Annotated in this window: 13 protein-coding genes; 8 read left to right on the top strand and 5 right to left on the bottom strand. The window is 42.9% G+C overall.

Features of this window, described 5'->3' with window-relative positions:
• Positions 1-85: 85 nt before the first annotated feature.
• Positions 86-1,138, top strand: a complete 1,053-nt coding sequence (locus ACT3SX_RS09445) for an XdhC family protein (RefSeq protein ID WP_318779563.1) — start codon at positions 86-88, stop codon at positions 1,136-1,138.
• A 43-nt stretch (positions 1,139-1,181) separates the two neighbouring features.
• Positions 1,182-2,624: a guanine deaminase gene (gene guaD, locus ACT3SX_RS09440; RefSeq protein WP_442069788.1), complete on the top strand. Its 1,443-nt coding sequence runs from the start codon at positions 1,182-1,184 to the stop codon at positions 2,622-2,624.
• Between the two features lie 94 nt (positions 2,625-2,718).
• On the opposite strand, the gene ACT3SX_RS09435 is transcribed toward guaD, so the two are convergent.
• Positions 2,719-3,891, bottom strand: a complete 1,173-nt coding sequence (locus ACT3SX_RS09435; RefSeq protein ID WP_192518605.1) for a cupin domain-containing protein — start codon at positions 3,889-3,891, stop codon at positions 2,719-2,721.
• 141 nt (positions 3,892-4,032) lie between these two features.
• On the opposite strand from ACT3SX_RS09435, the gene ACT3SX_RS09430 reads away from it, so the two are divergent.
• Positions 4,033-4,212 (top strand): NF038104 family lipoprotein, encoded by a 180-nt coding sequence (locus ACT3SX_RS09430; RefSeq protein ID WP_192518604.1) that lies wholly within the window; start codon positions 4,033-4,035, stop codon positions 4,210-4,212.
• Positions 4,213-4,236: 24 nt separating this feature from the next.
• Here ACT3SX_RS09430 and ACT3SX_RS09425 read toward each other — a convergent pair whose 3' ends face one another.
• The 3 genes from ACT3SX_RS09425 to mnmA form a co-directional block, all read right to left on the bottom strand.
• A complete protein-coding gene (locus ACT3SX_RS09425; RefSeq protein ID WP_192518603.1) occupies positions 4,237-4,890 on the bottom strand; it encodes a DUF2238 domain-containing protein in 654 nt (217 codons plus the stop codon).
• A 104-nt stretch (positions 4,891-4,994) separates the two neighbouring features.
• Positions 4,995-6,398 (bottom strand): adenylosuccinate lyase, encoded by a 1,404-nt coding sequence (purB, locus tag ACT3SX_RS09420; RefSeq protein WP_192518602.1) that lies wholly within the window; start codon positions 6,396-6,398, stop codon positions 4,995-4,997.
• Between the two features lie 93 nt (positions 6,399-6,491).
• Positions 6,492-7,718 carry a tRNA 2-thiouridine(34) synthase MnmA gene (gene mnmA, locus ACT3SX_RS09415; RefSeq protein ID WP_192518601.1) on the bottom strand — a complete coding sequence of 409 codons (1,227 nt, stop codon included), beginning with the start codon at positions 7,716-7,718 and terminating at the stop codon, positions 6,492-6,494.
• 380 nt (positions 7,719-8,098) lie between these two features.
• Here mnmA and ispF point away from each other — a divergent pair, with 380 nt between their 5' ends.
• The 5 genes from ispF (at position 8,099) to ACT3SX_RS09390 (ending at position 13,153) form a co-directional block, all read left to right on the top strand.
• Complete coding sequence (gene ispF, locus ACT3SX_RS09410; RefSeq protein WP_192518600.1) at positions 8,099-8,599, top strand: 2-C-methyl-D-erythritol 2,4-cyclodiphosphate synthase; 501 nt, start codon at positions 8,099-8,101, stop codon at positions 8,597-8,599.
• Positions 8,600-8,738: 139 nt separating this feature from the next.
• Positions 8,739-9,089, top strand: coding sequence for a Grx4 family monothiol glutaredoxin (gene grxD, locus ACT3SX_RS09405; RefSeq protein WP_192518599.1), 351 nt, complete (start codon positions 8,739-8,741; stop codon positions 9,087-9,089).
• A gap of 178 nt (positions 9,090-9,267) precedes the next feature.
• Complete coding sequence (locus ACT3SX_RS09400; RefSeq protein WP_192518598.1) at positions 9,268-9,798, top strand: hypothetical protein; 531 nt, start codon at positions 9,268-9,270, stop codon at positions 9,796-9,798.
• A 278-nt stretch (positions 9,799-10,076) separates the two neighbouring features.
• Positions 10,077-11,972 (top strand): tRNA uridine-5-carboxymethylaminomethyl(34) synthesis enzyme MnmG, encoded by a 1,896-nt coding sequence (gene mnmG, locus ACT3SX_RS09395; protein WP_192518597.1) that lies wholly within the window; start codon positions 10,077-10,079, stop codon positions 11,970-11,972.
• A 221-nt stretch (positions 11,973-12,193) separates the two neighbouring features.
• Complete coding sequence (locus ACT3SX_RS09390; protein ID WP_192518596.1) at positions 12,194-13,153, top strand: AEC family transporter; 960 nt, start codon at positions 12,194-12,196, stop codon at positions 13,151-13,153.
• 191 nt (positions 13,154-13,344) lie between these two features.
• Here the strand turns inward: ACT3SX_RS09390 and ACT3SX_RS09385 are convergent.
• The coding region (locus ACT3SX_RS09385) for a TonB-dependent receptor plug domain-containing protein (protein WP_442069786.1) at positions 13,345-15,402 on the bottom strand (2,058 nt) is incomplete at its 5' end.

Below are 15,402 nucleotides of genomic sequence, written 5' to 3'. Positions count from 1 at the left end.
CCAGCAACGGAAGGTACACTGATGGATGAACAGCCTGAGGCGATACAAGATCCTAATGTATCAACGGCTAGAGGACCTGCACACGGTGAGTAATGAATCAGCACCACAAACCTCATCACTATTATCAGGACTATCTTTGGTACCAGCGCCAAGGCGTTGGTATGAGGGACTGTCGCAGTATCAAAATCAGGGTGTCGCGCATGTCTTGGCCACGGTCATTGCTGTCAATGGCTCAGCACCTCGAGAGTTGCAGTCTAAAATGATTGTTACGCTTGATGACTGCTGTGACACATTGGGTGGTGGCAGTCTTGAGCATGATGTGACGATAACGGCTAGGAAGCTACTGAAAGGTGAGCTAGATACAGATGCATCCAATGATACTAAACCCTCAAAAAAAGGCAGGTCTGAAAAAGCCAAAGCTGTCCGCCGCGATGTGGTATACACCAAGCATTATCCATTAGGTGCCAAGTTGGCGCAGTGCTGTGGTGGTAGTGTCACTGTGATGTTTGAGTGTTTTAACGTGACGCCGCCGATGTCGTTATTGGTATTCGGTGCTGGACACGTAGCCGCCTCGTTAATGAGTTTACTTGCTGAGTTACCTTGTCAAGTAGACTGGGTGGATAGCCGAGCTGAAATGTTTGAACGATACGTAAAGAGGGGTATAGATACGCTGGACCAACCCGTCACTTATCAACTTCCTGCACATATCCGTCCACATATTGAAGAAGATCCTGTGGATTTCATTCGACCATTCATTGATAAAAGTCGCCAATATGCATCAGTAAATTCAGTAAACAAAGGTACTCAGTATTTTATTTTGGTCATGACGCATGATCATAGTCTTGATTTTGAGTTGGTGCGTGCTGCATTGGATCTCTCTTTAGAGATGGATGCAGATTCTCATGAGGCCAATACTGACGATGATGATAGTGCATTACAGTTTATGCCTTATCTTGGCTGTATTAGCTCAAAAACCAAAGAAAATCGTTTTAGAACTCGCTTGCTTCAGCGTGGTTATAGTGAGCAAGTAATTAATAAATTGACCATGCCAATTGGGCTTGAGATTGGTGGCAAAGAACCAATGGCCGTCGCTATCTCCATCGTTGCCCAAGTTCTGCAGCTTTATCATCAGTCGTAAATATCACTTTATATAACTGATACACCTTAATTTGAGATTTTTTATGACCATACATATTTATCAAGCACAGTTACTGCACTACCTTACCGAAGATGACTTAGCTGCCAGATCTAAAAAAACAAACACTGCGGCAGAGGGTTTGAAAAACCCCAGTCCTTTAAATATTACAGCAGTAGAGAAAAACGTTACATTACAGCCTGTGATTGCTGGTGTAAATATTTATCCTGAGTACATTGCTGATGGTGCATTGGTGGTCGATGATACGACAGGTCTAGTCGTGGATTATGGAAATTGTGCATCAATGATGTTGCAGTATGCCAACCAGAGTGAGCAAGAAAATAAAGCGCCAGTACAAATTCATGACTGTAAGCACAATCTTATTATGCCGGGCTTTATCGATACGCATGTACATTATCCACAGATAGATATGGTGGCTGCTTTTGGAGAGCAGTTACTGGATTGGCTCAATAATTATACCTTTGTCACTGAGGCCAGTTTTGGTGATCCAAAGGTTGCCCATGATACTGCACAGTTCTTTTTGAACCAATTGCTTGCCAACGGTACGACGAGTGCATTGGTGTTTTCGACCAGTCATCCGCAATCGGTAGAATCGTTCTTTACGGAAAGTGCCCGGCTGAATACGCGTATGATTACGGGCAATGTACTGATGGATCAAAACGCACCTGAGAATCTTTGTGTGTCTACTGAACAAGGTATACGAGATACGCAGAATATCATTGATCAATGGCATGAGCATGGGCGTCAGCATGTGGCCATTACGCCAAGGTTCGCAATTACCTCAACACCAAAACAATTGCAAATGACAGGTGAGCTATACCGCAGTTACGATAGTGTTTATCTGCAAACACATTTGGCAGAAAACCTTGATGAAATCGCTTTTGTCCGTGAGCTGTATCCCAATCACAAAGGTTATCTGGACGTTTACCACGACATGGGCTTACTCGGTAGACGAACCACATTGGTACATGGTATCTACCTTGAGACTTCAGAATATGAGGTGTTACGCGATACAGGCACTCAAATAGCGCATTGTCCAACTTCCAATTTATTTTTGGGCAGTGGTCTGTTCGATTTGTCCAAAACCTTGAGTTATACGGGCGTGAGTATCGCCACTGATGTAGGGGCAGGGACCAGCTTATCGATGCTGGCGACTTTATCAGAAGCTTATAAAGTTCAGCAACTACAGAAAAACCCATTATCAGCCCATCAAGGGTTGTACCAAATTACATTAGGCAATGCTCAGTCATTATTACTAGATGATAAAATCGGTAATTTTATGCCGAACAAAGAAGCTGATTTTGTTGTGATAAATATGGGTGGTACGGAGTTGCTTGAGCGGCGCATGACGCATACCAAGTCACTTGAAGAGCAATTGTTTGTATTGATGATGATGGGAGATGACAGGGTAATTGAGCAGACCGTTATCGCCGGCGTGAATCGTTATAAAAAATCGGTAACTGTATAGATCGTTTAAATGCGACTCAAAGTCTATTTATAGCTTTAATAAACAGACTTTGAGCGTGTTTTTTAACGATACTTCATTTGTTAGGGTTGTATCGTTATTCAGGATAATCGATCCAAACCCAGCCGTTTTCTAGCCATTCGCTTAAATCATCTATGTCAACACCCGCGACATCTTGACTGGTTAAATGCTCGCCACTGGCCAAGCGTATCAATACCGCCGTTGCGGTATCATCTAGGCCATCAATACGTTGACCGTTTGCATATAGTAGGATGCCATCATCAGTTTGGCTGTAGATTAAGCGATTATTATAGTCGGCTTGCAGTGTTGCGCCTTCAGCCAAGGCTTGCATCAATTCGTCCGTATTCAACGTTTCTTCTGGTACGAGCACATCATATTGACGCTTGCTCACCACTTCAGACACTGCTTGACGAATGATGTTGTCACCACGTTCAGATTGCAGCATTTGCAATAATTGGTTTTTAATGGCTTCGATACTGTCAGCTTGTAGCTCACCTGATGCTTGTAGCGCTTGTGGCAATAACATTGGTATGAATAAATCGCTGTCGTTGGTTGCGATATCAGCCATGCTATCGATGACTTGCATCAAATTGGGACGACGGCAACCAAACGAAAAGGTCAGGCAATCATCTTGTGCCATGCCAAAATGTGATAATTTAGGTGGTACATAAAGCACATCACCTGCTTCTAAGACTTCATCAAATATAATGTCACCCATATCATCAAAGAGTCTGATGGGCTCATCAGCGACAAACTCAGTGTCTTTATCACAAAATTTCCCCAACTGCCAACGACGATGACCATAACCTTGCGCCAAAAACACATCATAATCGTCATAATGTTTGCCTACTGATCCGCCTTCGGGCGCATACGACACCATAATGTCGTCACGCTGCCACTGCGGAACAAACTCAAAAGCTTGCCACAATTGACCCAGCTCAGGCGACCATTGTTCCAAATTCTGTACTAAAACTGTCCATTGTTCAGGTAAATTATCAAAATCTGTTTCAGTCAATGGGCTTTTTTTTAGCTGCCACTGTGGTTGACCAGCAGTCTTGGTTGCAGACTGGGTCAGTAGGCGTGCTGAAGCATCTTCTTCTAGCGCTAAGCCTAGCATATCATCAGGATCAAACATGCCGACCAGCTGTGGCAAGCCTTGCTTGATCAGCAGTGGTTTTTTTTGCCAATATTCTGCTAGGAATTGTTCAGCAGTGATAGAGGCTGGCAAGCATAGAGGTATAGAATTCATGAGTAAATCCGTGTCTTTATATAGATATAAGATTAATGGTGATGATTGCTTTATAGGAATGTTTTAATAGTTTATGATTATCACCTATCTGATGGCTAATAATAATTACTATCAGAGCATACAATCAATGGTAGGAAATTTATGAAAAAATTACATTTTATCGTCATTATTGCCAGTGTGTTCTTAATACAAGGCTGTGTACATAAGCTTGTGACTGTACCTGCTAAAATCGCTTACAAAACCACGAAAGGTGTGGTGAAAGGTACGGTTGCAGTGGGTAAAGCCATCATACCGGGTGATAGCGATGATGAAGATAACTAATTCGTTGTTCGTTTATGGTTTGTATTAACGATTTGCTTGTGATTCTAATTCTATTGTCTCGTTACGAGTTTGGTATAAAAGAGTACTTGCAGCAATAAGTCCACCGAGTAATGCTAATGCCATGTCTTTGTGGGCATCCCAAACATCACCTTGCTGACCATTATAAGCTTCTGCTGCTTCTGGCGATAAGGTGGTGGCGATTCCCCATTCTAATAGCTCATAGAGCAAACTGGATGACATGTTAACCATGAGCGCAATGGCTATCAAAAGTTTGATGGATGATATCTTAAAGATAAATTTTGAGCTCTCAACCATCGCACTGAACAGCAAAAGCCCATAGCTAAAATGTACTAGCCTGTCATACATATTCCGCTGCCAACCAAATAAATCGTTTAAGCTGACGCCAAATATGAGCTGTGTCCAATCATCATAGGGCACATATGAGTATAGATAACGCGCACCGATAATATGAATGAATAGAAATATCGAAGCGAGGGTATAGGCGCGCGAGCTAATATGCCAATAGCGATAGGCTAGCAGCATCAACCCTAAAAAAATCAAGGTACCCAACTGATGTAGTAGGTAGCTTGACCATTCTAGAGGCTCAATACTTGCCAGCACCATTACGATGAATACCGCAACAGTACTGACAACCACAGATTTAAAATTTCGCTGCATTTTGCTCACTTACTTTTTGCTTGCTATTAGGGCGTGTTCTCATTTTAAAAATAGTGATAAAAATGAGAACACGCCCTAGTAATTAGTCGAATGGCTAATGGTGGTTAAAGCTTGGCAATCCAATCTTTAATGGTAAGGGCTTGCTCAGTGGCATTACCAATATAAGTCGCTGGTGTCATGTCACGTAGGCGTGCTTTGTCAGCGTCGCTCACGGTAGACAGTTCATCACTTTCAACAAACGTTAGCATAGCTTCGCGAGTCATGGCGTTACCACGGGTCAATGCTTTAAGCTTCTCATATGGGTTTTCCACACGGTAGCGACGCATCACGGTTTGAATCGGCTCAGCCAATACTTCTTGTGCATTGTTCAAGTCGTCATTCAAACGCTGTGCATTTAGTTCAAGTTTACCAACGCCTTTCAAGCAAGCATCAAAAGCGATCATGCTTTGTGCCAGACCAACACCGATATTACGCAGTACGGTTGAGTCTGATAAATCACGCTGCATACGTGAAATTGGTAGCTTTTCACCCAGATGTGCCAACATGGCATTGGCAACGCCCAAGTTACCTTCAGAGTTTTCAAAATCAATCGGGTTGACTTTATGCGGCATGGTAGAAGAACCCACTTCGCCATCTTTTAGACGCTGTTTGAAATAGCCTAAGCTGATATATTGCCAAATATCACGGTTAAAATCGATCAAGATAGTATTAAAGCGTTTGACCGCATCAAATAGCTCAGCGATATAATCGTGTGGCTCAATCTGAGTGGTGTAAGGATTAAAGGTTAGCTCCAAACGCTGATTGATAAATGCTTCAGCATGTGATTGCCAATCTACATCAGGATAGGCTGAAAAATGAGCGTTATAGTTACCAACCGCACCATTGATTTTACCCAATAGCTCAACTTGACCAATTTGTTTGATTTGGCGGGCTAGGCGATAGGCCACGTTTGCCATTTCTTTGCCAAGGGTCGTTGGGCTGGCTGTCTGACCATGTGTGCGCGACAACATAGGCTGCTCGGCATGATTGATGGCCAAATCAACGATGCTATCGGTTACTTGCTGCATTTTAGCAACCACAATCTCGCGGCTGTCTTTTAGCATCAACGCATATGATAAGTTGTTTATGTCTTCACTGGTACAAGCAAAGTGGATGAATTCTAGTGAATCAATGAGTGCGTCCTGACCACGAAATTTGTTTTTGATAAAGTATTCAACTGCTTTTACATCGTGATTGGTCGTGGCTTCGATGTCTTTGATGGCTTGCGCATCTGCTTCACTAAAATCATCAACAATAGCATTTAAAAAAGCATTCGTTGCCTCATCAAATGCTGCCAATTCGCCGATAGCGCTATTATCAGCCAATGACTGCAACCAGCGAATCTCAACGGTGACGCGAGCTTTGATCAGACCGAATTCAGATAAATAAGGACGTAAACTGTCGGCTTTAGACGCGTAACGACCGTCGATTGGAGAAAGGGCTGTCAAGGCAGAAAAAGAGGTGGTCATAATGATCCTTTAAATGGTTGTTGAGAATTAAAAATGAAAGAAAAAAGATAATAAATTAAACGATGTAGCCCATTTAGATGACTATCGAGTGAGTTAAAACCCACATGGCGCATCGATAGATTCAATCACACCGCCACCCAAACAGACATCATCGATATAAAAAACGGCTGACTGACCGGGAGTGACGGCACGTTGTGGTTTATCAAATATAACGCGGACGTCGCTTCCGTCATCACTTGTCGCAAAAACGCGACACGCTTGGTCTAGCTGGCGATAGCGTGCTTTGGCCATACAGCGTAAACCTTTTAGACTAAAAATATCGCTAGGTGGCAAACCATCTACCCAATCCATTTTATAAGCCGTCAGCTCATTACTGAGCATCATTGGATGTTCGTGTCCTTGACCGACGATCAACTGATTTTTATCCAAATTTTTTGCCAGTACAAACCAAGGCTCCTCAGGACGATCTTTGACACCGCCGATACCGATACCGCCACGCTGACCTAAGGTGTAATACATCAGACCATCATGAGTACCGATAGTATGCCCATCGTCGGTCACAATATCGCCTTTTTGGGCAGGCAAGTACTGTTGTAAAAAGTCTTTGAAACGGCGTTCACCGATAAAGCAAATACCTGTAGAGTCTTTTTTATTGGCAGTAATTAGGCCATGTTCTTCAGCAATTTGACGAACAACAGGCTTTTCAATTTCACCCACTGGAAATAGCGTCTTGGCAAGCTTATCACCACCTACCGCATGTAAGAAATAGCTTTGATCTTTATTATTATCCAGACCACGTAATAGCTGAGCGACTTCATCGCCATCAGCATTGGTGTAATTCACACTGCGGCGCGTATAATGACCAGTCGCAATATAATCAGCACCCAGAGTCAATGCATAGTCCAAAAATGCTTTGAATTTGATTTCTTTGTTGCATAAAATATCAGGATTGGGTGTGCGACCGGCTTTATATTCGGCTAAAAAGTGTTCAAAAACGCGATCCCAATACTCCATCGCAAAGTTGGCAGTATGTAGTTTGATGCCAATTTTATCGCACACTGATTGTGCGTCAGCTAAGTCATCCATCGCTGTACAGTATTCTGTACCATCATCTTCTTCCCAGTTCTTCATAAACAGGCCTTCTACCTTAAACCCTGCTTGCTGAAGTAGGACGGCAGACACAGAAGAATCGACACCACCTGACATACCAACAATCACATGCTTGCTGCTAGGATTATCGATATCGGCAAGCGTCAAAGTACGCTGGGCGCTGAAAGAATCAGAAACGGGTATGCTTGATGTATTTTGGGTGGCTGACATAAGACGGCTCAACTATTTATACCTTAATGTAAAATTTGATATGACCCTACAAACTGATACTGCTTACTAAAACTAATAGATTTAGTAAGTTGACCAAATTGACACTGTCACCTCATCTTTTGGATTCGGTATTATGATAAAATAAGCGTCATATTATACCAGTTAATTGAAACTGGTGGCGACCTATGGCGGCTTACTGCCTTCAAAAAACCTTTAAAAATTCAGATATAGCTCATCCTCTATAAACTGGATACTGTGTCAGCCTCACTCAGCCTACTATTTGTAGTGCTTTGACTTGGCTTCCCTGTATCCGGATTATATCGAGCTAACCATAGTAGTTTTGAAGTATTTTAATCATGCTCAATTAATTTGGAATAATAATGATAAAAATTGGTCAAGGTATCGATGTCCATGCTTTCCATAATAATGGTCAGCAGCAGCAATATGTCATATTAGCAGGTGTGCCTATTGCGCATAGTCATAGTCTATTGGCACATTCTGATGGCGATGTGGTGTTGCATGCGCTCGCTGATGCATTGCTTGGTGCACTTGCGCTGGGTGATATCGGTCAGCACTTCCCTGATACCGATGCAGCACATGCTGGCTTGGACTCACGAGTATTATTACGTTATGTCTATGGTAAGGTACAAGAAGCTGGTTATACGCTAGGTAATGCTGATATTACGGTGATGTGCGAACGTCCAAAACTTGCGCCACACAGTCAAGACATGCGTGAAAATATCGCCAGCGATTTACAAACAGCGGTGAATAATATCAGTGTTAAAGCGACGACCACTGAAAAATTGGGCTTTACAGGTCGTCAAGAGGGCATCATGGCGAGTGCCGTGGTATTATTAGTTCCTCATATAGCTGAGGTTTAACCATTATTGGTTTAACCAATATATAATCATACTTGTAATATGGTGACGACTACCCCATGTATCAGCCATCTCTTTACTCAATTATATTTTTAATATAAATAACTGTTTTCAATGAACCGCTTTATCAATAGGAGCTTTTATGACTGAGCAAACCCCAAATACTGCTGCAAACGATGTTGAACAGCTGATCCGTGATCAAATTAAAGACAATAAAGTTATTATTTACATGAAAGGCACGCCACAATTTCCACAGTGTGGTTTTTCAGCACGTTCTATTGAAGTATTGACTCAAATTGGTCGCCCGTTTGCGTTTGTTAATATTTTAGAGAACCCAGAAATCCGTGCGACTTTGCCTAAAGTTGCCAATTGGCCAACCTTTCCACAGCTGTGGATTGATGGTGAGCTAATGGGTGGTTCTGATATTATTTTACAAATGTATCAATCAGGTGAGCTAAAGCCGTTGATTGAAGCAAACAGTCCTGCCGCTTAGTTGCTATATAGCTTATTTAAGATTTTTTGTTAAGCTTATAAGTGTTATGTATAAAAGCCCGAGCCAGTCCTTCAGTGGTCGCTCGGGCTTTTATTGTTTTTGTCTATTTCGACCCCATATATGACTTAAGAACAAGGTGTGTTGAACATCATAAAAATACGAATAATAAGAGAGTGTTATGAGTAGTCAATCAATAGAGCAACAAGCCATTGAGGCAGAAGCTGCCGAGCAAGCAGAAATCGAAAAACGTCGCGAACGCTTAACCAACGAATCCACACGCATTATTGAGATAGCGGCTAATGAGCCATATTCAGCGTTGAAATGCATTCATCAGCTTAGTGTGGCGGGTGGTGCGACAGAAGCAACTTATATTGCTATTGAGCAACGTATTGTCGCAGATCAAGATGCTGCAGGTGCTTATCATTTGGCCTTGTTGGCTCAGAACACGCCTGACTTACCGATTGACGCCCGTCAGCTTATAGAGCTGGTCGTGGGCAAAGGTGATAACCAGCAGCGTCTCGCATTACTAAAAAACTTGCCATTGCCGCCAGTTGAGTTGATTAAAGCGCAAATTTTAGCCAGTGATGATGGTGATGCGATTGGTCAAATGAATGCGTACCTGCAAATCAATCCAGAAGGCTATGGCAGTCAGCATATGCTTGCTAGTGGTCAGTCAGATCAAGTCGTACCACTTAGCCCTGGTAAGTAAGACCCATGTTGATAGCCAGGCTTTATGGATAGATAGGCTTTGCAACTGAGCATTATTTTATAACTGAATTTTAATAGTTTTTGCTGTGACGTTTTTTAAGTTGAAAAAAATTGTTATAATGATGGGTTATCTAATCAATAATTAACGGCTTATTCAAGTCGTTAACTTTTCTAAACCCGACTGACGTTTATTTGCTGATTATCCTATTATTTAACCATGATTTTTTGGTGGTAATGGTTTTTGGCCAATAGTGACGTTATGAGTCAAGTGAGGCATATATGCAATACCCAAAACATTACGACGTGATAGTGATCGGTGGTGGTCATGCTGGCACAGAAGCTGCACTGGCAGCTGCGCGTATGGGTGCGCAGACCTTGTTATTGACCCATAATATCGAGACGCTTGGGCAGATGAGCTGTAATCCTGCGATTGGTGGTATTGGTAAGTCGCATTTGGTGCGTGAGATAGATGCGTTAGGTGGGGCGATGGCGCTGGCGACAGACAAAGCAGGTATCCAGTTTCGTGTATTGAATAGCCGTAAAGGCGCTGCTGTTCGTGCCACACGTGCGCAAGCAGATCGTATTTTATATAAAGCCGCTATTCGTCATACGTTAGAGAACCAGCCAAACCTTGATTTGTTTCAGCAAGCGGCCGATGATATTTTGGTCGAAAACGGTCGTGCTACAGCGGTTGTCACTTCAACGGGTATCATTTTTAAAACCCAAACTGTGGTATTAACTTCAGGAACGTTTTTGGGTGGCGTTATCCATATTGGTCTAGAGAATTCCAAAGGTGGGCGAGCAGGTGACCAACCTTCTATTAAGTTGGCCGATCGTTTGCGTGAGCTAAAACTACCAGTAGGGCGTCTAAAGACAGGTACGCCAGCTCGTATAGATGCACGTAGCGTTGACTTCAGTGTGATGACGGTTCAGCCAGGTGATACGCCACTACCAGTGATGAGCTATATGGGTGATGTGTCTATGCATCCAGAGCAGGTCAATTGCTATGTCACGCATACCAATGCGCGCACCCATGACATTATCCGTGAGAACCTAGATCGCTCGCCGATGTTCTCTGGCAAAATCGAAGGCGTGGGTCCACGTTATTGTCCATCGATTGAAGACAAGATTCATCGTTTTGCAGACAAAGACAGCCATCAGATATTTATCGAGCCAGAAGGTCTGACCACGCATGAGCTATATCCAAATGGTATTTCGACCAGCTTACCATTTGATGTGCAATTAGAGTTTATTCATAGTATGAAAGGGTTAGAGAACGCGCACATTACTCGTCCGGGCTATGCGATTGAATATGATTATTTTGATCCACAAAACTTAAAACCAACGCTTGAAACCAAGTCTATCGATGGTTTGTATTTTGCTGGTCAAATCAACGGTACGACTGGCTATGAAGAAGCGGGCGTGCAAGGTTTGTTAGCAGGTACAAACGCCGCTCTAGAAACCCAAGATAACAGCGAGTTTGATGTGTGGACACCGCGCCGTGATGAAGCGTATCTAGGCGTATTGGTGGATGATTTGATTACTCATGGTACGACTGAGCCGTATCGTATGTTTACCAGCCGTGCCGAATATCGCCTATTGTTACGTGAAGACAATGCCGATCAACGCTTGACTGAGACTGGGCGTAAACTGGGCTTGGTAGATGATGTGCGCTGGCAGGCGTATCAAGAAAAAATGGAAGCCATCGCTTCAGAAACGTCACGTCTAAAAGACATGTGGGCAACCCCTGGCAACGCGCTAGGCAAACAGGTTGCTGAGCAAACGGGTGAAGTGTTATCAAAAGAAGCGACTGCTTATGATTTGCTCAAGCGTCCGCAAATACATTTTGCTGATATCGCTGCCATCACTGATTCGCAGGTCGATACGCAAGTAGGCGAGCAGATTGAGATTTCTGTCAAATACGCAGGCTACATTGATCGTCAGCAAGAAGATATTGATCAGATGAAGCGTTTAGAAAATACCGCGCTACCGATGGACTTTGATTATAGTGCAGTCTCTGGCTTATCAAATGAGATTGTGCAAAAGCTCACGCAAGTTCGTCCTTCGACTTTAGCCCAAGCCGGACGAGTGAGTGGTGTGACACCTGCCGCCATTCAGCTGCTAGCCATGACAGTCAAAAAGCACAAAAAAGCGAAGGCAGCATTAGAGTCATAGCAGTTTCATGCTATATAAATAGTGTCTAAAAGCCCATAGCAATTTTTTGTTATGGGCTTTATTTATTCAAAATAGAATCTTCATTAAAAGAAAGCAGTCTGTAACCTTGTCTTACTTGCTGCATTCTCTCTATACTAAGTCAGAAAAACGTCTTACTATTTGCTAATTTATCTCGCTGATGTCCATACTATGGTGGGCATACTACCGAACTGAGCCTATTTATGCTTGATGCCATTGTATTTGCCATTACCATCGTTTTACCCAACCTTGCCTTAATGTGGTTGGGCTTTTTTATGCAAAGAAAGGGGCAGGCGAGTAAGGTCTTTGTCGATCAAGCTTCAAGCTTCGTTTTTAACTACTGTTTGCCTTGTTTGCTGTTTTTTAGTCTGGTTGATAGTGATGTTGATTATGCCAAGCAAATCACCTTAATTATTGCCGGCATTTTAGTCACCTTTATTCTATTTATTGGTGCAGAGATTTACGCCAAGTGCTTTGTTAGCAAACCTGCTGACCAAGGTGTCTTTGTGCAAGGCGTATATCGTAGTAACATGGCCATTATAGGTCTAGCCACCGTGGCCAACGCTTATGGTGAGAGCGGCTTGAGTATCGGTGCGGTTTATATGGGTGTGGTGACAATCCTATTTAATATCTTAGCGGTGATTACACTGAGCCGTGTGTCTAAGAGTGTGAATGATACTTGGCACAGCCGCAGCGTCATGATAGGTAAAAAGCTACTGACCAATCCCCTTATTTTAGCGCTGGTCAGTGCCTTTATTTATAAAGCCCTGCCATTACCACCACTCACTGGTGTGATTCATACCACGGGTGATTTATTGGCCGCTGTTGCACTACCGCTTGCCCTTATTTGTGCAGGTGCCAGTATTGATATGAAATCTATGTTACATCCTTCAGGGTTATCGATGCAGGCGAGTATTGGCCGAATTATCATTGCACCATTGGTTGCCATTGGTGTGGGCTTGGCATTTGGTTTATCAGGCGTGCATATGGGTGTGCTGTTTTTGATGGTGGCGTCACCTGCTGCGGCTGCCAGTTATGTCATGGCCAAAGCCATGGGTGGTAATGCGATCTTAGCAGCCAATATTTTAGCATTTACCACCGTGGTTGGTATGTTTGGCATGGCCGTTGGGGCAGCCATATTACGTGGACTAGGGTGGATGTAAGAGTTGATATCGACTTTTATACCAAGTACTCAAAGTAAGAGTAGCCTTGTTATTCTAATTTTTCGAATGTTCAACACGTTCTGGTTTGATGATCAAGTATCATTAAAAAATCCAGTATCGCAATAGTGATACTGGATTTTTTCTTATATAAGAAGGTGCTGTCTGATGGTCAGGATAGTCGCTAATTTTTATTACCAATGATAGCTGGCACCCACTAGCCATTCACGGTTATCAAGAGGACTATAGTCGTTATCATCGAACGCGTCGCGCTGAACATCGAAAATGTTATTAATGGCAGCATAAAGGCTTAAGTTTGCAGTGGCGTCATAATTAATCTTCGTATCAAATGTCCACCATGATGGCGAGTAAGATTGCTCACTGGTATCAATAAGCTGCTCTGATTCGTAATTGAGACGAGGAATGAGCTGTACCTGATCGTTAATCTGATAATCAAGTGCCAGCATTGCCTTATGATTTGGCTGATAGGTGAGCTCACTGTCAGTTGTATTGTTATGAGTGTGAATGTAAGCATAGTTTGCTTGGAGCTTAGCATTATCATCAATCCACCAGTTTAGTCCGATGTCACCGCCGTAAGTTTCTGCACTCTCAACATTCATGTATTTATAAACAGCAATACCGTTCACAATGACTGCGTCATCAACCTGAATCAAGTCTTTGATGTCGTTATAAAAACCATTAATACTGAGGTTGAGGGTATCACTTAATTGACTTTGATAGCCAACTTGATAACTGGTTGAAGTCTCAGGCTCTAGTTCGCTATTGCCCGTTACTTTATAGCCATAATTACTGTGGTCAAAAATATAATAGCGTTCTTTTAGGTTAGGTACACGGTAACCACCACCGATGCTACTGCGGAAACTATGCTCACGACCACTGGCATCTAGATAGTTGTATTTGACTGCTACTTTTGGTGCGACGTGATCACCAAAATCCTCGTCATCTTGATAGCGGATGCCACTCAGAATCTCCCAATTATCACCAATGAGCCAGTCATCTTGTAGGTACATTTCACCCACATCACGGCTGACATCGTCTTCAGTCAGCTCACTGACTTGGTTGTTGGTCTGGGTTAACTCGTCTTTTTGTAATTGTCCACCTATTTGTAACAGGTGAGTATGATCATCAGACAGTACTAATGCAGGAAAATCAAGCTGAGCTTGTGCAAGGGTAGTGGTGATATTGGTATCACGATCTGTGGTAACCGTTTGCCCATTTTTAGACTCCGAATCACTTTGATAGTCTTCATACAATGCTTGCCCTGATAGCTTATAGGTTTTGCTACGGTCGTTACTATGCGGGGCAATATCCGCACGGGCACCAATGCTAAACCGCTGTCTGGTGATATCTTCATTGGTTTGATAATCTAGATAATTGCCTTTGGAATAGTAATCAAAGAGGCTAGTGTCGTCTTCTTTATATTGACTTGCCTCTACCCAGTATTGTGAGTTGCTGATTAAACGAGTATTTTCCTCGCTATTAACTGTTTTACTATCAATTGCTTTGTCTGATTGACCATCAGGGGTATAGCTTAAGCGTGCGCTAACCTGTGACTGCTCACTGGCATCTTTTAGCTGCGCCCATGCATCTGGATCTAAGCTTAAGCCTGCATCGTCTAAATAAGAACCAGATAGTCTGGCATGTATACGATTACCTTCATCCAATGCCCCTTCGATACTGGCTTCTACATAGCGCTTATTTGCATCGAAATTATTGCCAGATGGGTTTTGTTTACCATTACTGGCGATTTCTGTGGTGATATGTCCTTTTGTCTCGCTGATAGGTTTGGTAATAATATTAATAACACCGCCCATCGCCGCACTACCAAACTGAGCAGAGGCCGCCCCTTGTACGACTTCAATCTGTTCGATATCCACGTTCATATATTGGTTTAGATTGACGGTTGAGTTAGTACTGGCAGTAATGGGTAAGCCATCAATGAGCACCAATACCTGGTCACCAGTAAATCCTTGCATACTAACTTGATAGCCAGTTTTGCCGTGCACTTCGCTAAGATAAACATTGGGCAGAAGCGCTAAGGCATCTTTTAATGTGTGTGCATGGTTGTCATCTAGTTTTTGCCTATTCAATATCTGTACTCGTACAGGGGCATCACTGAGCGTACGATCTGAGCGGGTAGCGGTCACCACAATAGGATCGAGTTGGGCGCTTGGCATCCCTTGATCGTCAGTCGTGTCGTTGCTTATGTCATTATTGGTGTCATTATTGGT

It is taken from the genome of Psychrobacter sp. AOP31-B2-9, from assembly GCF_052378005.1.
Classification (GTDB): Bacteria; Pseudomonadota; Gammaproteobacteria; order Pseudomonadales; family Moraxellaceae; genus Psychrobacter.
This window is presented reverse-complemented; position numbering and strand designations above follow the sequence as displayed.